General features: G+C 73.1%; 17 protein-coding genes and 1 pseudogene. 6 read left to right on the top strand and 12 right to left on the bottom strand.

Annotated elements, in window-relative coordinates:
* The 3 genes and pseudogenes from AB0I76_RS08305 to AB0I76_RS08295 form a co-directional block, all read right to left on the bottom strand.
* Window positions 1–96 (bottom strand): annotated as a pseudogene (locus AB0I76_RS08305) (LD-carboxypeptidase); the annotation flags it as partial.
* Window positions 97–126: 30 nt separating this feature from the next.
* Window positions 127–1,047: a CDP-alcohol phosphatidyltransferase family protein gene (locus AB0I76_RS08300; protein ID WP_357031651.1), complete on the bottom strand. Its 921-nt coding sequence runs from the start codon at window positions 1,045–1,047 to the stop codon at window positions 127–129.
* Window positions 1,048–1,441: 394 nt separating this feature from the next.
* On the bottom strand, window positions 1,442–2,362 hold the full coding sequence (locus AB0I76_RS08295) for an NUDIX domain-containing protein (RefSeq protein ID WP_357031648.1): 921 nt from the start codon (window positions 2,360–2,362) through the stop codon (window positions 1,442–1,444).
* Between the two features lie 78 nt (window positions 2,363–2,440).
* On the opposite strand from AB0I76_RS08295, the gene AB0I76_RS08290 reads away from it, so the two are divergent.
* A complete protein-coding gene (locus AB0I76_RS08290; protein ID WP_357031645.1) occupies window positions 2,441–2,578 on the top strand; it encodes a hypothetical protein in 138 nt (45 codons plus the stop codon).
* A 46-nt stretch (window positions 2,579–2,624) separates the two neighbouring features.
* On the opposite strand, the gene AB0I76_RS08285 is transcribed toward AB0I76_RS08290, so the two are convergent.
* The gene (locus AB0I76_RS08285; protein ID WP_357031641.1) at window positions 2,625–3,572 is read right to left on the bottom strand and encodes an NUDIX hydrolase; all 948 of its coding nucleotides are present in this window, start codon (window positions 3,570–3,572) and stop codon (window positions 2,625–2,627) included.
* A gap of 144 nt (window positions 3,573–3,716) precedes the next feature.
* On the opposite strand from AB0I76_RS08285, the gene AB0I76_RS08280 reads away from it, so the two are divergent.
* Window positions 3,717–4,103, top strand: a complete 387-nt coding sequence (locus AB0I76_RS08280; protein WP_357031639.1) for a PspC domain-containing protein — start codon at window positions 3,717–3,719, stop codon at window positions 4,101–4,103.
* Window positions 4,104–4,110: 7 nt separating this feature from the next.
* On the opposite strand, the gene guaA is transcribed toward AB0I76_RS08280, so the two are convergent.
* Together guaA and AB0I76_RS08270 are read right to left on the bottom strand one after the other, a co-directional pair.
* Window positions 4,111–5,667 (bottom strand): glutamine-hydrolyzing GMP synthase, encoded by a 1,557-nt coding sequence (gene guaA, locus AB0I76_RS08275; protein ID WP_357031636.1) that lies wholly within the window; start codon window positions 5,665–5,667, stop codon window positions 4,111–4,113.
* Between the two features lie 11 nt (window positions 5,668–5,678).
* Entirely contained in the window at window positions 5,679–6,539 is an 861-nt protein-coding gene (locus tag AB0I76_RS08270; RefSeq protein WP_357031633.1) for a bacteriorhodopsin, read from the bottom strand.
* Window positions 6,540–6,671: 132 nt separating this feature from the next.
* Between AB0I76_RS08270 and AB0I76_RS08265 the strand changes: the two genes are divergently transcribed.
* Window positions 6,672–7,373 carry a bacteriorhodopsin gene (locus AB0I76_RS08265; protein ID WP_357031630.1) on the top strand — a complete coding sequence of 234 codons (702 nt, stop codon included), beginning with the start codon at window positions 6,672–6,674 and terminating at the stop codon, window positions 7,371–7,373.
* A complete protein-coding gene (locus AB0I76_RS08260; protein ID WP_357031627.1) occupies window positions 7,370–8,434 on the top strand; it encodes a Brp/Blh family beta-carotene 15,15'-dioxygenase in 1,065 nt (354 codons plus the stop codon). Before AB0I76_RS08265 ends, AB0I76_RS08260 begins: the two co-directional genes overlap by 4 nt.
* Before the next feature lie 14 nt (window positions 8,435–8,448).
* Here AB0I76_RS08260 and AB0I76_RS08255 read toward each other — a convergent pair whose 3' ends face one another.
* The gene (locus AB0I76_RS08255) at window positions 8,449–10,143 is read right to left on the bottom strand and encodes a GMC family oxidoreductase (protein WP_357031624.1); all 1,695 of its coding nucleotides are present in this window, start codon (window positions 10,141–10,143) and stop codon (window positions 8,449–8,451) included.
* A gap of 140 nt (window positions 10,144–10,283) precedes the next feature.
* Here AB0I76_RS08255 and AB0I76_RS08250 point away from each other — a divergent pair, with 140 nt between their 5' ends.
* Window positions 10,284–11,396 (top strand): LCP family protein, encoded by a 1,113-nt coding sequence (locus tag AB0I76_RS08250; protein WP_357031621.1) that lies wholly within the window; start codon window positions 10,284–10,286, stop codon window positions 11,394–11,396.
* On the opposite strand, the gene AB0I76_RS08245 is transcribed toward AB0I76_RS08250, so the two are convergent.
* The 4 genes from AB0I76_RS08245 to guaB all read right to left on the bottom strand — a co-directional run bounded on the left by AB0I76_RS08245 (window position 11,397) and on the right by guaB (window position 17,085).
* On the bottom strand, window positions 11,397–12,842 hold the full coding sequence (locus tag AB0I76_RS08245; RefSeq protein ID WP_357031618.1) for a M1 family metallopeptidase: 1,446 nt from the start codon (window positions 12,840–12,842) through the stop codon (window positions 11,397–11,399).
* 71 nt (window positions 12,843–12,913) lie between these two features.
* The gene (locus tag AB0I76_RS08240; RefSeq protein WP_357031615.1) at window positions 12,914–14,323 is read right to left on the bottom strand and encodes a M1 family metallopeptidase; all 1,410 of its coding nucleotides are present in this window, start codon (window positions 14,321–14,323) and stop codon (window positions 12,914–12,916) included.
* A gap of 50 nt (window positions 14,324–14,373) precedes the next feature.
* On the bottom strand, window positions 14,374–15,492 hold the full coding sequence (locus AB0I76_RS08235; RefSeq protein ID WP_357031612.1) for a GuaB3 family IMP dehydrogenase-related protein: 1,119 nt from the start codon (window positions 15,490–15,492) through the stop codon (window positions 14,374–14,376).
* 30 nt (window positions 15,493–15,522) lie between these two features.
* The gene (gene guaB / locus AB0I76_RS08230; RefSeq protein ID WP_357031608.1) at window positions 15,523–17,085 is read right to left on the bottom strand and encodes an IMP dehydrogenase; all 1,563 of its coding nucleotides are present in this window, start codon (window positions 17,083–17,085) and stop codon (window positions 15,523–15,525) included.
* 186 nt (window positions 17,086–17,271) lie between these two features.
* Here guaB and AB0I76_RS08225 point away from each other — a divergent pair, with 186 nt between their 5' ends.
* A complete protein-coding gene (locus AB0I76_RS08225; RefSeq protein WP_357031606.1) occupies window positions 17,272–17,676 on the top strand; it encodes a DUF5319 domain-containing protein in 405 nt (134 codons plus the stop codon).
* A 68-nt stretch (window positions 17,677–17,744) separates the two neighbouring features.
* On the opposite strand, the gene AB0I76_RS08220 is transcribed toward AB0I76_RS08225, so the two are convergent.
* The coding region (locus tag AB0I76_RS08220) for a response regulator transcription factor (protein ID WP_357031603.1) at window positions 17,745–18,145 on the bottom strand (401 nt) is incomplete at its 5' end.

Genomic DNA, 18,145 nt, shown 5'->3' with positions numbered 1-18,145 from the left:
GATGTCCGAGAAGCCGGCCACCACCTTCGGGTCCCGCCGGACCGCCGCCATGTCGATCGCGTCCACCACCCGCTGCGCCCCGTAGCCGCGCCGCGATCGTCGCGGCGCCCCTTTCTGCGTACGGGGTCAGGCGGTGCGGCGCTGGCGCAGCCAGAGGACCGGGCCGCTGACCAGGTAGCCGACCACGATCAGGGCGAACGTGACGCGGACGTCGACCAGGGCGCCGACCACCGGGGCCAGCCACACCCACGGCGGGAGCTTGACCAGCCGGGCGAGCTTGGCGTACGGGAAGCTGGACACCATCGCGAAGGCGAGCAGGCCCACCCCGGTGACCAGGACCAGCCCCGGGATCGGCAGGCCGATGGCGACGGTCAGCGCGAGCACGGCGGCGGCCATGGTGGTCGGCACGCCACAGAAGAAGCGCCCGTCCTTCGGTGAGACGTTGAACCGCGCGAGCCGGATGGCGGCGCAGGCCGCGACGAGTGCGCAGGCGACCGCGGCGGCGGCCGGGGGCACCGAGCCGGCGAGCGAGGCGTAGACCACGACCGGGGCGGCGAGGCCGAACGAGCACATGTCGGCCAGCGAGTCCATCTGGGCACCGAACGGGCTGGCGACGCCGAGCTTGCGGGCGAGCGCACCGTCCAGGCCGTCGAAGGCGACGCAGGCGATGAGGCACAGCGCCGCGATCCGGGCCTCGCCCTGCATGGCGAGGAAGATCGCCAGCATGCCGAGCATCAGGCTCGCCAGGGTGCAGGCGTTGACCAGCGCGAACTTCATCCGGCGGGCCATCGTCCGCTCACCGGGCAGCAGCGGGATCGACCGCGCCGTCTCGTCGTCGACCGGTGTGACGGGGGCGAGGGCGGGGCTGACCGGGACGACCGCGTCGACCTGGGCCCGCTCGTAACGGCTCAGGCCGTACCGGCGACGCGGCCGGTCGGTGTACCGGTGCTCGGGCAGTGCAAGATCGGTGGCTCCGCGCAGGTCGCCGTCGCGGCGGCCCACCCGGACCAGGAGCACCTGCCGGGCGAACGTGCCGCTGCGGCGCAGCGGGCCCGCCCAGCGGCGCCCTGCGGGGCGCGGACTGTCAGTGGTACGACGCCGGCGCCAGGGGGCTCTCGGCACGTTTCCTCCATCACCGGATCGGTTGACCGCCACTCCGGGCGGGCGTCCGGCTGTCTCGTGCCGGACCATCATCTGACCCGGCAGCCGTTTTGCGGAGTACACCATCGCACAGGGGTACGGGGATTGGCGATAGCTGCCGGCGGTACTTATATCTCCCTTAAACCGCGCGAACCGCTCTCTTATTCCCATCTCGGGCTTCATCGCCCGTTTCCTCCATCAACCCCACGCCAAATGTACCGGACCCTTGCAGTACCGGCTCGCCGAGCGGGTGCCGCCTGCCCGGATGTCCAGTTCCAGTCGTCCTGGGGCGAGGCCACGCCTACGGACGGTAACCGGGCGGTCGACCGTCGACCACCCGGGCGGCGATCTCCGTCAGGCGCAGGTCGGCGAGCTGCTCCGGGGTGAACCAGCCGGCCCGGGCGGTGGAGCCGCCGGCCAACTCGGTCACCTCGGGTTGGGTGGGCAGGTCGACCGCCACCCGGTAGACCACCCGTACGCCGTGCCAGTCCAGCGGGCGGCCCTCGGGCCCCAGCGCGGCGGGGTTGTGCAGGTTGTCCACGCCGATCAGGTCCACCACCCGGCCGAGCTGGCCGGACTCCTCGACGAGCTCCCGCAGCAGTGCGGACACCGGCTGCTCGCCGTGGTCGGTGCCGCCGCCGGGCAGATGCCAGCGGCCGGCTCCCGGGTAGCCCTCGGCGATCATCGTCAACAGCACCCGCCCGGACGGGTCGGTCACCAGCCCGTACGCGCCGAAGCGCAGCCGCCGGTCCGCCGGCGGGGTGGCGAACGGCTCCCGGCGACGCAGGGCCCCCGGTGGCAGCGGGGTGACCGGCAGGCCGAGCGCCTCGGCGGTGAAGGGCAGCAGCGGCAGCTCACCGGCCTCGGCCGGGCGCAGCCAGCGGGCGAGATCGGTGGTCCCGTCCCCTTCGTCGCGCAACGTCCCGCCGGTGGCGGTGACGTCGAAGACCAGCCGGTCGGTGTGCAGCGCCACCCGGAGGTCGGCGTACGGGACGACGTCGGCGACCACCGACCGCAGCCCGGTCACCTCGACGGTCAGCCCGGTCTCCTCGGCTACCTCACGGACGACGGCGTGCGCCGGGTGCTCGGCGTGCTCCAGCCCGCCCCCGGGCAGCGACCAGACCCCGGGAAAGTCGGCCCTGGCCGAACCCCGCACGAGCAGCACCCGCCCGGACGGGTCCCCGACGACCCCGTACGCCCCGACCCGCCGCCGTTCCTCCATCGCACCCACCACTCCCCCGCCCGATCCGTCGACCACGACGGTGTCAGCCCGTGGTCGCCGTGTCCTGACGATAACGTCATGATCGGCGTGGCGCGCTGCGTCGACGGTCGAGCGCGGCGCGCGGGACCGTCGGCGCCGGTCGGTCCGGCTGGCGCGGCGGAGGGCGATGTCGCATTCGGTGAGTGGAACGCCATGTACGTCACCCGGCTGCCGTGACAGCCATGGAGTTCCACTCGGCGCAGAGCGCTGGCAGGGATGGGAGTCAGGTGAGGCGGGCGGCTTGGACGGCTTCGGCCGTGACCTCGGTGAGGCGGTCGGCGGGGAGGGCGCCGAGCTCCTCCCTGGCGAACCAGCGGGCCTCGCAGGTGGAGCCGCCGACGTCGGCGACGGTGGGCGGGGCGGGCTGGTCGACGACCACCCGGTAGAAGGCCCGGACGCCGTGCCAGTCGATCGGGTAGCCCTCCGGGCCGAGCGATGCGGCGTCCCGGTGGCTGGCCACCCCGAGCAGCTCGACCAGGCGGCCGGTCTGCCCGGTCTCCTCGACCAGCTCGCGGATCAGGGCCGCGCCCGGCTGCTCGCCGTAGTCCGTGCCGCCGCCGGGCAGGTGCCAGCAGCCCGCGCCCGGGTAGCCGTCGGACACCCGGGTCAGCAGCACCCGGTCGTCCGGGTCGGTCACCACGGCGTACGCGGCGAAGCGCTGCGCCCGGTGCAGCCCGTCCGGGCCCGGCACCGCGTAGAAGGAGGGGAACTCCGGCGCCTCGTCGGGGACGATGTCGGCCGACGAGGCGGGCAGGCCGAGGGCGCGCGCCGTGAACGAGCGCAGCGGCAGCTCGCGGGCCTCGTCGAGGGTGAACCAACGGGCCAGGTCCGTGGGCCGGTCCACGCGGTCGTTGAGCGTCCCGCCCCGCACCGAGACCTGGTAGACCAGGCGGTCGGTGTGGATCGTGATGCCCCGCTCGGGCAGCGCCCGCATGTCGGCCAGCACGTCGTGCAGGCCGGCGACGGAGACCGAGAGCCCGGTCTCGGCCGCCGTCTCACGGACGACGGTGTGGTGGGGGTCCTCGCCGTGGTCGACCGCCCCGCCGGGCAGCGACCACGTGCCGGGGGTGCCGGAGCGCTCCGACGCGTGGACCAGCAACACTCGGCCAACTGAGTCAGCACAAACTGCGTATGCCGCGATCCTGCGGAGCGGCTCCAGCAAGGTGGTCACGGAGCCAAATTCTCCCCGTCCCGGGTTACCTCCATCGAAAAGAGTCAGATTCCTGACTCAATCCTCGCGGATCAGGGGCGCATCAGGGTATGGATCCGGGCGGTCACCGAGGTCGCCCGGGACACCCGCGCGGACTGTGGAGGCATGACAACAACCCCCCCTCCCCAGGCTCCGTACAAGCAGCTCCGCCGCCCCACCCACGACCGGATGGTCGCCGGGGTGGCCAGCGGGGTCGGCCGCTACTTCGCCGTCGACCCCAACCTCGTCCGGGTGGTCTTCGCCGTCGGCGGCCTGCTCACCGGCGGGCTCGCGCTGCTCGCGTACCCGATCATGTGGTTCCTGATGCCCGAAGAGCCGGCCGGCGCCCCCGCCTGGCCGCACCCGACGGGCACCTCGCCGCAGCCCGCACCCGCCGCGACCACGCCGCCGACCGTCGTGGCACCGACCTGGCCGACCCGCCCGGCCGAGCCGCCGACCGTCGCGACGCCGACGACCCCGACCACGCCGCCCACCGTGCCGCCGGCGGCGTGAGCCGGGCTCACTCCCACTCGATGGTGCCCGGCGGCTTGCTGGTCACGTCCAGCACGACCCGGTTGACCTCGGCCACCTCGTTGGTGATCCGGGTGGAGATCCGGGCGACGACGTCGTACGGCAGCCGAGACCAGTCGGCGGTCATCGCATCCTCGCTGGAGACCGGGCGCAGCACCACGGGATGCCCGTAGCTGCGCCCGTCACCCTGCACGCCGACGCTGCGCACGTCGGCCAGCAGCACCACCGGGAACTGCCACACGCCCCGGTCGAGGCCGGCGGCGGTCAGCTCCTGGCGGGCGATCAGGTCGGCCCTGCGGAGCACGGCGAGCCGCTCCTCGTCGACCGCGCCGATGATCCGGATGGCCAGGCCGGGGCCCGGGAACGGGTGGCGCCAGACCATCGCCTCGGGCAGGCCCAGCTGGATGCCGAGCGCGCGGACCTCGTCCTTGAACAGCGTCCGCAGCGGTTCCACCAGGGCGAACTTCAGGTCCTCCGGCAGGCCGCCCACGTTGTGGTGGCTCTTGATATTGGCGGTGCCGGTGCCGCCGCCGGACTCCACCACGTCCGGGTAGAGGGTGCCCTGCACCAGGAACTCGACGTCGCCGTGCGCGGCGATCTCCCGGGCGGCGGCCTCGAAGACCCGGATGAACTCCCGACCGATGATCTTGCGCTTCTGCTCCGGGTCGATGACGCCGGCCAGCGCGCCCAGGAACCGCTCCCGCGCGTCGACCACCTTGAGTTTGATGCCGGTGGCCGCGACGTAGTCCTTCTCGACCTGCTCGGCCTCGCCGGCCCGCAGCAGGCCGTGGTCGACGAAGACGCAGGTCAACTGGTCGCCGACGGCCCTGTGCACCAGCGCCGCGGCCACCGCCGAGTCGACACCGCCGCTCAGGCCGCAGATGACCTCCTTGTCGCCCACCTGCTCCCGGATCCGGGCGACCTGCTCGTCGATGATGTTCTCCGACGTCCAGGTCGGCTCGATGCCCGCGATGTCGTAGAGGAACCGGGTCAGCATCTCCTGCCCGTGGGCGGTGTGCCCGACCTCGGGGTGGAACTGCACGCCGGCCCGCCGCCCGACCAGATCCTCGAACGCGGCGACCGGGGCGCCCGCCGACTCGGCGGTCACCGTGAAGCCCGACGGGGCCTCGGTCACGCAGTCGCCGTGGCTCATCCAGACCGGCAGGTCGGCCGGCAGATCGCGCAGCAGCACGCCGGGGTCGAGGAGGCGGGGGCGCAGCGGGGTGCCGCCGTACTCGCGGTTGCCGGTCCGCGCGACCGTGCCGCCGAGGGCCTGCGCCATCGCCTGGAAGCCGTAGCAGATGCCGAACACGGGGACATCCGAGGTGAACATCCGGGCGTCGACCTGCGGGGCGCCGGGCGCGTAGACGCTCGACGGGCCGCCGGAGAGGATGATCGCGGCCGGGTTCTTCGCCAGCATGTCGGCGACCGGCATGGTGTGCGGGACGATCTCCGAGTAGACCTTCGCCTCGCGCACCCGGCGCGCGATGAGCTGGGCGTACTGGGCTCCGAAGTCCACCACGAGGACGGGGCGAGGCGTGCTCATGGCCGCAGATCCTACCGACCGTGACCGGCCCGCCCACGGCGGCCGGCAGGTCCGCCACGATCCGTGATCCCACCACGGGGCAGGGCCACCTCGTCGTCGACCGCGTGACCGAACCCCTCGGCGGCGCTGACCTTGCGGGCGATGACGCCGAGCAGGACGCCGTAGACCACCTTGGAGGTGATGTCGGCGAGCGTGTACGTCACCTGCCGGGCCACGACGCCATCGGCGGAGTCCCACATCGCCGGCATGAGATAGGCGCCGGGGTAGAGCATCCAGGAGACCAGCACGAGCCACCAGACGGCTCGGGCGACACCCCGGGCGGACTCCGGCAGCCGGGCCAGGTTGCCGAAGATCACCCACGCGACGAGGGCGAGCAGGAGCAGGAAGAAGGCCGTGCTGACCAGGCCCCAGACCCAGAACGGTGCAGAGCGTTCCACCTCGTGGAACTGCCCGGCGTACCCGGTGTAGATCATGGCGAGCCCACCGGCCACGAACGCCGCCCAGATCTGGTGGAACCGGCGGCCGGTGATCCCCATGACGACCAGCAACTGGATCAGCAGTACCGGCACGTCGATCGACCAGTTGACGTAGCGGTAGCCGTTGGAGAAGAGCGTGCCGGACTGCACGAAGGCGCTGCCGTCCCACCGGAACGCGCCCACCCAGCGTTGGTAGAGCAGCAGCAGCTCGAAGAAGGCCGAGACCATCACGACGGCGGAGAGCACCGAGGTGAGCCGGTACCGCGGTGCGATGGAGCCGGCGGTGACCAGGAAGTAGACGAGGCCGGCGGCCATCACGGCGAAGCCGAGACTGAGCACGTGGGAGACCAACGTGTACTGGTCGACGTTGTACGAGAACAGATTCTCGAAGTTCACGGCCCCTCCTCCGGCACCTGCGCGGAACGCCGAGTTCGCCCCGGTAAAGGTGGTTTTCCGCTTTACCGTATGGGGCGGGGCCGGCGCCCCCGAGCGGAATCGGCGGGCCCGACCGGACGGAGGAGCGAGCGGATGACCGGGTGGTGGCTGTGGCTCTACGTCGCCTCCATGGCAGCCGGCCTGCTGCTTTTCGTCCGGTGGGCAGCCGACCCCCGGGGCGTCCCCCGGATCGAGTACCACGTGGCGATCGCCATCCCCCTCTGGTCCGGGTTCTGGTACACCGTCACCGCCCTCGGGGGCGGACAGACCGACGGCGGCGGCCACCTGACCTACTGGGCCCGGTACGCGGACTGGGCCGTGAGCGCCTCCCTGCTTCTCGTCGCCCTGGCCCTCACCGCGACGCACGCCCTGCCCCGTCGGCACCCCGCGCTCCTCGCCACACTGATCGGCATCAACGTCGCGATGATCCTCAGCGGCCTTCTCGCCGACCTCGCCGACGGCCTGCTGACCCGCTGGCTGCTCTACGCGTTCGGCACGGTCGCCCTTCTCGTCATCTACGCCCTGATCTGGGGCCCGCTGCGCAGCCTGGCCCGCCGTCAGCCGAGCGGGTTGCACCACGCCTACTGGGAGGTCGCCCTTCTGCTCACCGTGCTCTGGGCCGGGTACCCGGTGATCTGGCTCCTCGGCCCGCCCGGCCTCGACCTGCTCGGCGCATCCGTCGACACCGCGCTGTTCGTCCTGCTCTCCATCGTGTCGAAGGTGGGCTGGAGCATCCTCGACCTCGGCCGGCTCCGGCAGTTGGCCGCCCGCGGCGAACTCCCGGTGCTCCGGTGACCACCCCGACCCCGGCCGTTCGGCGATCGCCTCCCCCGAACCGTCCCGCCCACCGCGCCGCGTACCCGCTGCTGGCGCGCGCCGGCCTGGCCCCGCCGCTGGGCGTCGCGGCGCTGCTGGCGCTCGCACCCCTGCTCGACCGGTACGGCTTCGGCGCCTCGCCGGTGTACCTGGTGGCCGGGCTGCTCCTGGGGCTGCCACACGGCGCGGTCGACCACCTCGTCCCCGCCTGGCTGACCGTACGGGCGCGTCCGCTGCCGGTGCGGTTGGGACTGACCCTGACGTACGCGGCTGTCGCGGCCGTCGCGTACGCGGCCTTCCGCGCCGCGCCAGAGGTCGCCCTGGCCGGGTTCCTCCTGCTGTCGGTCGCCCACTTCGGCACCGCTGACGAGGCTTACCACGCCGAACGGGATCGCCGACCCGGCCGCCCGCCGGTGTCGGGAGTGCTCGCTCACGGCGGTCCACCCGTGGTCGTGCCGCTGCTGCTCTGGCCGGACGCCGTGGACCCACTGCTGGCGGCGGTGGCACCCGGCGTACCACCGCTGCTCACCGTCGAGGTCCGCGCGGTGGCGGCGGCCTGCCTGATCGTGGCGGCCGCCTGCACCGTGCTCCGCCGCCTGCGCGCGGAGCGGCTCCGGGAGGCCGTCGAACCGGTCCTGCTCATCGGCTTCTTCGCCGCGGTGCCGCCCGCGCTGGCGATCGGGGCGTACTTCGCCGGCTGGCACTCGCTGCGGCACGTCGCCCGCCTCCTGCACGCCGACCCCGGCAACCAGGCCGACCTGACCGCCGGCCGGCTCGGCCCGCCGCTGCGTCGCTTCGCCCGGCGGGCGGCTCTGCCCACCGTGGCCGCCTCGGCCGCTCTGGCCGCGCTGGTCGGCTGGCCCGACCAGCCGGCCGACGCGCTGCCCGCCATGGTCGCCGTGCTGGCGGCACTGACCCTCCCGCACGCCGCGCTCGTCGCCTGGATGGACCGGCGGACCGGTACCGAGAAATTGCCGCCGGCCGGTGAGGGCATCGATGAGGGCGTTGAGAAGGGGCCCTTCCTCTACCGGAGGCGTTGAAGGGGGGCCCTTCCCTACCGCAGGGCCCCGGGGGCGTCCGCCGGCACCGCCGGGCTGCGCGGGGGCACCGGCTCCAGACGGGTGTACGGCGCACCGAGCGGCGGCCGGGGGTCCTCCTCGCCCCTGTTCGGCCAGAAGGACATCGCCCGCTCCGCCTGGGCGGTGATGGTCAGCGACGGGTTCACGCCCAGGTTCGCCGAGACAGCCGCACCGTCCACCACGTGCAGCCCCGGGTGTCCGTACACCCGGTGCCACGGGTCGATCACGCCGTCGGCCGGGGACGCGCCGATCACCGCCCCGCCCAGGATGTGCGCCGTCATCGGGATGTTGAACGGCTCCGTCAGCGCGCCGCCGGGGGTGCCGCCGATCTCCTCGGCGAGCAGCCGGACCGCGTTGTTGCCCGCCGGGATCCAGGTCGGGTTCGGCGCCCCGTGCCCCGGGCCGGAGACCAGCCGCCGACCGAGGAGGCCGCGCCGGACCCGGGTGGTGAGGGAGTTGTCCGCCGACTGCATGACCAGGGCGATCACCGTACGCTCCGACCAGCCGCGGACGGACAGCATCCGGGCGGCCAGGCCGGGCTGCCGGACGATGCTGCCCAGCCACCGGCGCACCCGGTGCGGGCCGCCGTCGACCAGCAGCGACTGGAGCAGACCCATCGCGTTCGAACCCCGGCCGTAGCGGACCGGCTCGATGTGGGTCTGCGGGTCGGGGTGGAACGAGCTGGTGATCGCCACGCCCTGGGTGAAGTCCGTCCGCTCGGCCCGGGCCCGCTGCCTCGGCACCGACGCGCCGAGGATGGCCTCGGAGTTGGTCCGGGTCAGCTCGCCCAGCCGGGACGACAGGGCGGGCAGCGCTCCGGTCGCCCTCATCTCGTGCAGCAGCCGCTGCGTGCCCAGCGCCCCGGCCGCGAAGACCACCTGGTCGGCGTGGACCACCCGGCGCCGCCGGCGCAGCCAGGCCCCGGTGCGCTCGGTGTGCACCTCGTACCCGCCGTCGGCGGCCGGGCGGACCGCCGTCACCGTGGTCAGTGGGTGGACCTGGACGCCGAGCCGTTCGGCCAGCCACAGGTAGTTCTTGACCAGCGTGTTCTTGGCGCCGTGCCGGCAGCCCGTCATGCAGGAGCCGCAGTGGGTGCAGCCGGTGCGCTCCGGGCCCGCGCCACCGAAGTACGGGTCGGCCACCCGCTCGCCGGGCCGGCCGATGTGCACCCCGACGGGGGTGGCGTGGAAGGTCTCCCCCACCCCCATCCGGTCGGCCACCGCCCGCATCGCCCGGTCCGCGCCGGTCATCCTCGGGTACGTGGTGACGCCGAGCATCCGCTTCGCCTGGTCGTAGTGGCGGGCCAGCTCGGCGCGCCAATCGGTGATGTCCCGCCACTGCGGGTCGGCGTAGAAGGCGTCCAGCGGCTCGTAGAGCGTGTTGGCGTAGACCAGGGATCCGCCGCCCACCCCGGCGCCGGAGAGCACCATGACGCCGCCGCCCGCCTTCCGGTCGGCCGCGCGCAGCAGGGTGATCCGTTGCAGGCCGTAACAGCCGAGCCTCGGCGCCCACAGGAAGCGGCGCAGCCGCCACGAGGTGCGGGGGAACTCGTCGTCGGCGAAGCGGCGGCCGGCCTCCAGCACCCCGACGCGGTAGCCCTTCTCCGCGAGCCGGAGCGCCGTGACACTGCCGCCGAAGCCGGACCCGATGACGACCACGTCGTACCGCATGGACGAATCATTACCGGCGGGTAGACATTGCGCCAGGGGACGATTCGACGCATCGTGCATGATCCACCCGGCGGCCGCAACCCGATGCCCGTCCCGGAGCGTTGAGTCACGTAGGGAAAGGGGCGGGCATGGTCCTCGGAATGGGAGCGCCGCGGCGCCGCTGGCTGCTGGGCCTGGCCGTCCTCGCCGCGGTCCTGCTCACGGCCGGCACGGTGGCGGTGGTCCGGCTGACCGGCGACCGGGACGGAGGCCGGCCGGCACCGGCGAGCCCCGGGGCGAACGCACCGGCCGCCACCGCGACGCCCTCGCCGTCACCGACCGGGCCGCCACCGGGTGCGAACCTCACCGGTCCGTTGAACCTGCTGCTGGTCGGGGTGGACACCCGGGTCAGCCAGCCCGGCTGGGAGCCGCACGGCGACGCCGTCCTGGTGCTGCACGTGCCGAAGGGGCTGGACCGGGCGTACCTGTTCTCGCTCCCCCGTGACCTGCTGGTCGACATCCCGGCCTTCCCGAAGGCCGGGTACCGGGGTGGCCGGACGAAGCTCACCCACGCGATGAGCTACGGCAGCCGGGTCCCCGGCAAGCCGAAGGAGCCGAGCGCCGCGCAGGGGTACGAGCTGCTGCGCAGCACGGTCAGCGGCTACACCGGGCTGCGGATCGACGCCGGCGCCGCCCTCACCTTCGGCGGCTTCGACGAGCTGGTGGACAGCCTCGGCGGAGTGGACATCTACGTCGACCAGAAGGTCGTGTCGCTGCACCGCCGCCCCGACGGCCGGCACCGGGACCCGCAGCCCGGCGGCGGCGGGTACGTCGGGCCGCAGATGGTCTACGAGAAGGGCGACCGGCACCTCAACGGCTGGCAGGCGCTGGACTACGCCCGACAGCGCTACCTCACCGGCGGCGACTACGCCCGCCAGCGGCACCAGCAGCAACTCGTCACGGCACTGGTCACCAAGATCCTCGGCGAGGACCTGGCCCGGCAGCCGGAGCGCGTCGAGCAGGTCGTCGCCGCCCTCGGCGACGCGCTCCTCTACGCCGGCGGGCCGCGCATCGTCGACATCGCGTACGCCCTCGGCGAGATGTCCCCGGACCGGTTCGTCGCGGTGGGTCTGCCCGGCGCCTCCGTCGGCCGGGGCAGCGGCTACCGGGGCGAGCAGCTGACCCAGGTCGGCCGGACGTTCCTCACCGAGCTGCGCGCCGGTCGCGCCGAGGCGTACCTCGACGCCCACCCGGAGCTGCGCGTCCGTCGCTGATCACCGCGGCTCCGGGCGGGCCGGACGCTCCGTGCCGTAGAGCCACGCGTCGAAGAGCGGGTCCAACTCCCTGCCGGAGACCCGCTCGGCCAGGGCGACGAAGTCGTCGGTGGTGGCGTTGTCGTCGCGCTTCTGCGCCGACCAGGTCTTCACCAGCTCGAAGAACGCCTTGTCGCCGACGGCGACCCGCAGCGCGTGCACCGTCATCGCGCCGCGCTCATAGACGGACTCACTGAACAGGTTCTCCGGGCCCGGCCTGCCCGGCGGCGTACGCCAGACCGCACTCGACGAGCCGCCGTACGCCGCGTCGAACGACTCCTGCGCGGTGCCCTCGCCGTCGTGCTCGGCCCAGAGCCACTCCGCGTACGTGGCGAGGCCCTCGTTGAGCCAGATGTCCTGCCACCTCGCCAGCGCCACGCTGTTGCCGAACCACTGGTGGGCCAGTTCGTGCGCGACGACCCCGGTGTTCTCGCCGCGGCGGAAGAACCCGGCCGAGTAGACCGGGCGGCTCTGCGTCTCCAGCGCGTACCGGATCCGTGGGTCGGAGACCACCACGCCGCCGTACGACTCGAACGGGTACGGTCCGAAGACGCTCTCCAGGTAGTCCGCGACCTTCACCGTCCCGGCGATGGACCGGTCCGCCGCGCCCTGCGGGATCGACGACGTCACCGCGTGGAACACCGGCCGCCCCTTGTGCTCCGCCTGGGTCAGCCGGAACTTCCCGATCACCACGGTGCTCAGGTAACTGGCCATCGGGCTGCGCTCCGCCCACTTCCAGGTGGTCCAGCCGCCGGAGGTGCTCTTTCCCTGCGGTACGCCGTTGCTCACCGCCGTCAGGTCCTGCGGCACGGTCACCGCGAAGTCGTACGTGGCCTTGTCGGAGGGGTGGTCGTTGACCGGGAACCAGGTGCTCGCCGACTCCGGCTGGCCCAGGGCGATCGCCCCGTCGTCGGTGTGCAGCCACCCACCGCCCCCGAGCACCTCGTTCTCCAACGGCCGCGGCTCACCCTCGTACGCGACCTCGACCACGAAGCCGTTGCCCGAGACCAGCCCGGCGGCCGGCGTGACGACCAGCTCGTCGTCGGTGCGGGTGTGCTTCGCGGGGGCACCGTCCACCTTGACCGACGTCACCGTCAGACCGGCCAGGTCGAGGTTGAACGCGGACAGGTCGGCGGTGGCGGCGGCCCGCACGGTGGTGGTGCCGGTCAGCCGGTCCTTCTCCGGGTCGTACCGGACCTGCACGACGTAGTGGCCGACGTCGTAGCCGCCGTTGCCGTAGGTCGGGAAGTACGTGTCGCCGACACCGGCCGCACCCGGCTTGAACTGGCGGGACGGGCTGGGCGCGGCGCTGGTGGGGCTCGACGTCGGCTCGGCCGGCGATTCGCACGCCGTCAACGCGAGCACCCCGGTCATCAGCAGCCCGGTGCTCCGGCGCAACAACGTCATCGCCCTGTCCTCCCCTGTGCCGACGGCCCCTGTCGACGCGGGCAGCCTACCCAGCGAGGATCCACCGTGGGTCACGGCAGGGCGGGGGCGGAGGTCCCGGTCAGCCAGGTGTCGAAGAACGATCGGAGCGACCTCCCGGAGACCCGCTCGGCCAGCGCCACGAAGTCGTCGGTGGTGGCGTTGCCGTCCCGCCGTTCGGTGGTCCACGTACGCAGGATCCGGAAGAACGCGTCGTCACCGACCGTACGCCGCAAGGCGTGCACGACCAGCGCACCCCGCTGGTAGACCGCCGTGCCGAACAGCCGCGCCCGGCCGGGGTCCAGTGAGGCCCGCGACCAGTCCGTGACCGCGTACTCCCGCTCGAAGCTCTGCTGGGCGGTCCGCCCGCCGTCGTGCTCGGTCCACAACCACTCCGCGTACGTGGCGAAGCCCTCGTTGAGCCAGATGTCGCTCCACCGGTTCAGCGCCACGCTGTTGCCGAACCACTGGTGGGCCAGTTCGTGCGTGACCACGTCCAGGTTGGGCCGGCCGTCCCGGAAGAAGCCTGGCCCGTAGACCGGCCGGGACTGCGTCTCCAGCGCGTACCCGATCCGCTCGTCGGTCACCGCGACCCCGCCGTACGAGGAGAACGGGTACGGGCCGAAGCGGCTGGCCAGGAAGTCGGCGATCGGGCCGGTGCGCGCCAGGGACCGTGCCTGCGGGCTGTCCTCCGGCATGCTCGCCGGGACGGCGGTGACGATCGGCCGGCCGGCGTGGGTGCCGGTGGACACCCGGTAGTCACCGATCACCAGGAACGCCAGGTAGCTCGCCATCGGTGACGCCTCCGACCAGCGCCAGGTGGTGCGGCCTCCGGCGCTGGTCCGCTCCCCCGGCACGCCGTTGGCCAACGCCTCCAGCCCGTCCGGAACGGTCACCTCGACGTCGTACGTGGCCTTGTCGGAGGGGTGGTCGTTGACCGGGAACCAGGTGGCCGCCGAGTACGGCTGGCCGAGCGCGATCGCCCCGTCGGCGGTGTGCAGGAACCCGCCGGTGCCGAGCTGGCCGTCGTCCTTCGCCGTCGGCACGCCCGCGTAGTCGACCTCGACGGTGAACCGGCCGCCCCGCGCGATCCCCGCGTCCGGTGTCACCACCAGTTCGTCGCCGTCGCGCCGGTGCTCTGCGGGGCCGTTCCCGACGCGCACGGCCGTGACGTCCAGGCCGGCGAGGTCCAGGTTGAAGCGGGACAAAGCCTCCGTCGCCGTCGCGGTGAGCACCGCCCGGCCGGTGAGCCGGTCGCTCGGCGGGTCGTAGCCGACCGCGAGGCGGTAGTGCGACACCTCGTAACCGCCGTTGCCGCTGCCCGGCACGTACGGGTCGGCGAGGTCCACTGCGCCGAGGCGGAAGCGGTCGTCGTCGTCGGACGCGATGCACCCGCTGACCACCAGCGCCGCCGCGACGGCCACGACGAGGGCCGGCCGGATCCGGTCCGAGGTACGACGCACCGGTCGAGCCTAGCGGCGCGACCGGTGCGTCTGCGGCGTCTTGGGACGGGTCAGCGGTCCAGGACCAGGCCGACCTTCTGGAACTCCTTGAGGTCGCGGTAGCCGCACTTGGCCATCGCGCGGCGCAGGCCGCCGAAGAGGTTGAGCTGGCCGTCCGGCTCGTCGGCCGGGCCGAACAGCAGCCGCTCCATCGAGCCGAGCGGCTCACCGGCCACCTCGAACGCGCCACGGGGCAGCGACGGGTGGCTGGCGGCGGAGTGCCACCAGGCGCCGCCGGCCGGGGCCTCCTCGCAGAGCGACAGCGCCTCGCCGAGCATGACCGCGTCCGCCCCGCAGCCCAGCGCCTTGGCGATGTCGCCGGAGGTCTGGATGTCGCCGTCGGCGATCAGGTGCACGTACCGTCCGCCGGTCTCGTCGAGGTAGTCCCGCCGGGCCGCCGCGGCGTCCGCGATCGCGGTCGCCATCGGCACCCGGATGCCGAGCACCGACTCGGTGGTCGACCAGTCGTCGCCACCGATGCCGACGATGACGCCGGCGGCGCCCGTCCGCATCAAATGCAGCGCGGTCTTGTAGTCGGTGCAGCCACCGACGATGACCGGCAGGTCCAGGTCGGCGATGAACTCCTTGAGGTTCAGCGGCTCGTCGGTGGTCGAGACGTGCTCGGCCGACACGATGGTGCCCTGGATGACGAGGATGTCCACGCCCGCGTCGAGGATCACCGGGGCCAGCGCCAGGGTGTGCTGCGGGGAGACCCGCACCGCCACGGTGCCGCCACCGGCACGCAGCTCACGCACCCGCTCGGCGATCAGGTCGGGACGGATCGGCTCCGCGTACACCTCCTGGAGGCGCTTGGTGGTCCGGGAGTCCTCGTCCAGGCCGGCCAACTCCTCCAGCACCTTGGTCGGGTTCTCGTAGCGGGTCCACAGGCCCTCGACGTTGAGCACGCCCAGGCCGCCGAGCTGACCGAGCCGCACGGCGGACCCGGGGCTCATCGTCGCGTCCGAGGGGTGCCCGACGCAGGGGATGCCGAACGGGTACGCGTCGAGCTGCCAGGCCGTGGAGACGTCGTCGACGTCCCGGGTCCGGCGGCTGGGCACGATGGCGATGTCGTCCAGGTGGTAGCCGCGCTGCGCGGTCTTGCCCAGCCCGATCTCGACCACGTCACGCATGGGGGACTCCAGGTGGTTGGGGGTGGTGGGTCAGCGGGTGTGGTAGTTGGGCGCCTCGACGGTCATCTGGATGTCGTGCGGGTGGCTCTCCTTGAGCCCGGCCGCGGTGATCCGGATCAGCTGGCCCCGGTGGTGCAGATCGGGGATGTTCTCCGCACCGGCGTACCCCATCGCCAGGCGCAGCCCGCCGACCAGCTGGTGGGCCACCCGGGAGAGCGGCCCCCGGTAGGGCACCTGACCCTCCACGCCCTCGGGGACCAGCTTGTCGTCGCTGAGCACGTCCTGCTGGAAGTAGCGGTCCTTGCTGTACGACTTGGCCTGGCCCCGGGACTGCATCGCGCCGAGCGAGCCCATCCCTCGGTACGCCTTGAACTGCTTGCCGTTGACGAAGATCAGCTCGCCGGGGCTCTCCTCGCAGCCGGCCAGCAGGCTGCCGAGCATCACCGTGTCGGCGCCGGCGACCAGCGCCTTGGCGATGTCGCCCGAGTACTGGATGCCGCCGTCGCCGATCACCGGGACACCGGCCGGCCGCGCGGCCCGCGCCGCCTCCATGATCGCGGTGATCTGCGGTACGCCCACACCGGCGACGATCCGGGTGGTGCAGATCGCGCCCGGTCCGACCCCGACCTTGACGCCGTCGGCACCTGCGTCGACCAGCGCCTTCGCCCCGGCGTAGGTGGCGACGTTGCCGCCGACGATGTCGACGGTCACGTCCTTCTTGAGCCGGCGGACCATGTCCAGCACGGCTCGCTGGTGACCGTGCGCGGTGTCCACGATGATCACGTCGACGCCCGCGTCGACCAGGGCCCGGGCCCGCTTGTACGCGTCCTCGCCCACACCGATGGCGGCGGCGACCCGGAGCCGACCGGCGTCGTCCTTGGTGGCGTCCGGGTACTGCTCGCTCTTGGTGAAGTCCTTGACGGTGATGAGGCCGCGCAGCCGGCCGGCGTCGTCCACGATCGGCAGCTTCTCGACCTTGTGTCGGCGCAGCAGGGCGAGGGCGTCGTCCTTGCTCACCCCGACCGGCGCGGTGACCAGCGGCGTCCGGGTCATGATCTCGTGGACCGGGGTGTCCGGCTCGGAGACGAAGCGCATGTCGCGGTTGGTGACGATGCCGACCAGCTGGCCGTCCCGGTCGACCACCGGGACGCCGGAGATGCGGTACCGGCCGCACAGCTCGTCGACCTCGCGGAGGGTGTCGTCCGGGCTGGCCGTCACCGGGTTGGTGATCATCCCGGACTCGGAGCGCTTGACCAGGTCGACCTGGAGCGCCTGGTCCTCGAGGGAGAGGTTGCGGTGCAGCACGCCGATGCCGCCCTGCCGGGCCATGGCGATCGCCATCCGCGCCTCGGTCACCGTGTCCATCGCGCTGGACAGCAGCGGGATGGACAACTCGACGTTGCGGGTGAGCTTCGTCCGGGTGTTGACCCTGCTGGGCACCACGTCCGACTCGCCCGGCTGGAGCAGCACGTCGTCGAAGGTCAGACCGAGCGGGACCACCCGGGCCGAGCCGGCGGGCAGCTCCGGCAGGTGGCCGCCCAGCTCGCCGTTGTCGGCGCCGGCCGGAAGATCGGTGCTGGGCGAAATATCCACTGTTGCTCTCCTGAGCTGCTTGAACGGGCTTCAGCGAGGTGGCGCGGGCGGGCACCGGCGCACGCCGGGTGACGGCGCGTCGTCCCATCGTACCCAGTGGCCTGCCCGTCCCCCGTCGGTGGCGGGGCAGGTCACCGGGCGCACCGGGGGCGGGCGTGGGCGGGGCGTTGGGTCTACGGTGAGGGGGTGCACGACGAGCCCATCGACCCGTTCAACGGCGACCCGGCCGATCCGGCAGCGGGGCTGCACGATCCCGGCGACGACCCGCTCGACCCGCTGACCGACGTCGAGCGGCAGGACGTGCTGGAGGACCTCGCCGACCTGGAGATCTACCAGGCGCTGCTGGCGCCGATCGGGGTCCGCGGGCTGGTCATCGAATGCGAGGACTGCCGGGAACCCCACTACTTCGACTGGGACCTGCTCCGGGGCAACCTGCGCCACCTGCTCAGCTCCGGTCGCCCCCGCGTGCACGAGCCGGCGTACGACCCGGACCCGGACCACTACGTCACCTGGGACTACGCGCGGGGCTACGCCGACGGGGTGCACGACACGCTGACCGAGAACTCCGACGAGGAGCCCGGCGACCGCTGAGCGGTAAGGAAGGGCCCCCTCTTAACGCCGCAACGCCGCAACGCCGCAACGCCGCGCCGCCGCGATGTTCAGGCGACCAGGCCGGCCCGGAAGCCGGCGGCGACCGCATGGGCCCGGTCACGGGCGCCCAGCTTGCGGAAGAGCCGCCGGGCGTGGGTCTTGACGGTGTCCTCCGACACGAACAACTCGCGGCCGATCTCCGCGTTGCTCTTGCCCTCGGCCATACCGAGCAGCACCTGCAACTCGCGCTCGGTCAGCCCGACGGACGACCGGCCGTTGCGGCCGGTCACCCCGTTCCGCGTACCGCCGGCGGTGGCCTGCTCCGGCTCGGCGGCCGGGTCGCCCGGGTCGTCGCCGCGCTGTGCGGGCACCATGGCCGGAGCGGCGCCGGTGCCGTCGGCCGTACCGGCCGGCCACGTCGTCGACTCGGCCGGCGACCGGCCCGGCGGCGTGGAGCGGGCCGTCCCGC

This window comes from Micromonospora sp. NPDC049799 (genome assembly GCF_040656655.1).
Taxonomy (GTDB): Bacteria; Actinomycetota; Actinomycetes; order Mycobacteriales; family Micromonosporaceae; genus Micromonospora.
This window is presented reverse-complemented; position numbering and strand designations above follow the sequence as displayed.

What these genes read in the sequence shown, in the direction of transcription:
- AB0I76_RS08295 (WP_357031648.1), bottom strand. Translation starts at nt 2,362, where the DNA reads ATGGAGGAACGGCGGCGGGTCGGGGCGTACGGGGTCGTCGGGGACCCG.
- AB0I76_RS08290 (WP_357031645.1), top strand. Translation starts at nt 2,441, where the DNA reads ATGATCGGCGTGGCGCGCTGCGTCGACGGTCGAGCGCGGCGCGCGGGA.
- AB0I76_RS08280 (WP_357031639.1), top strand. Translation starts at nt 3,717, where the DNA reads ATGACAACAACCCCCCCTCCCCAGGCTCCGTACAAGCAGCTCCGCCGC.
- guaA (WP_357031636.1), bottom strand. Translation starts at nt 5,667, where the DNA reads ATGAGCACGCCTCGCCCCGTCCTCGTGGTGGACTTCGGAGCCCAGTAC.
- AB0I76_RS08265 (WP_357031630.1), top strand. Translation starts at nt 6,672, where the DNA reads ATGACCGGGTGGTGGCTGTGGCTCTACGTCGCCTCCATGGCAGCCGGC.
- AB0I76_RS08255 (WP_357031624.1), bottom strand. Translation starts at nt 10,143, where the DNA reads ATGCGGTACGACGTGGTCGTCATCGGGTCCGGCTTCGGCGGCAGTGTC.
- AB0I76_RS08250 (WP_357031621.1), top strand. Translation starts at nt 10,284, where the DNA reads ATGGGAGCGCCGCGGCGCCGCTGGCTGCTGGGCCTGGCCGTCCTCGCC.
- AB0I76_RS08245 (WP_357031618.1), bottom strand. Translation starts at nt 12,842, where the DNA reads ATGACGTTGTTGCGCCGGAGCACCGGGCTGCTGATGACCGGGGTGCTC.
- AB0I76_RS08235 (WP_357031612.1), bottom strand. Translation starts at nt 15,492, where the DNA reads ATGCGTGACGTGGTCGAGATCGGGCTGGGCAAGACCGCGCAGCGCGGC.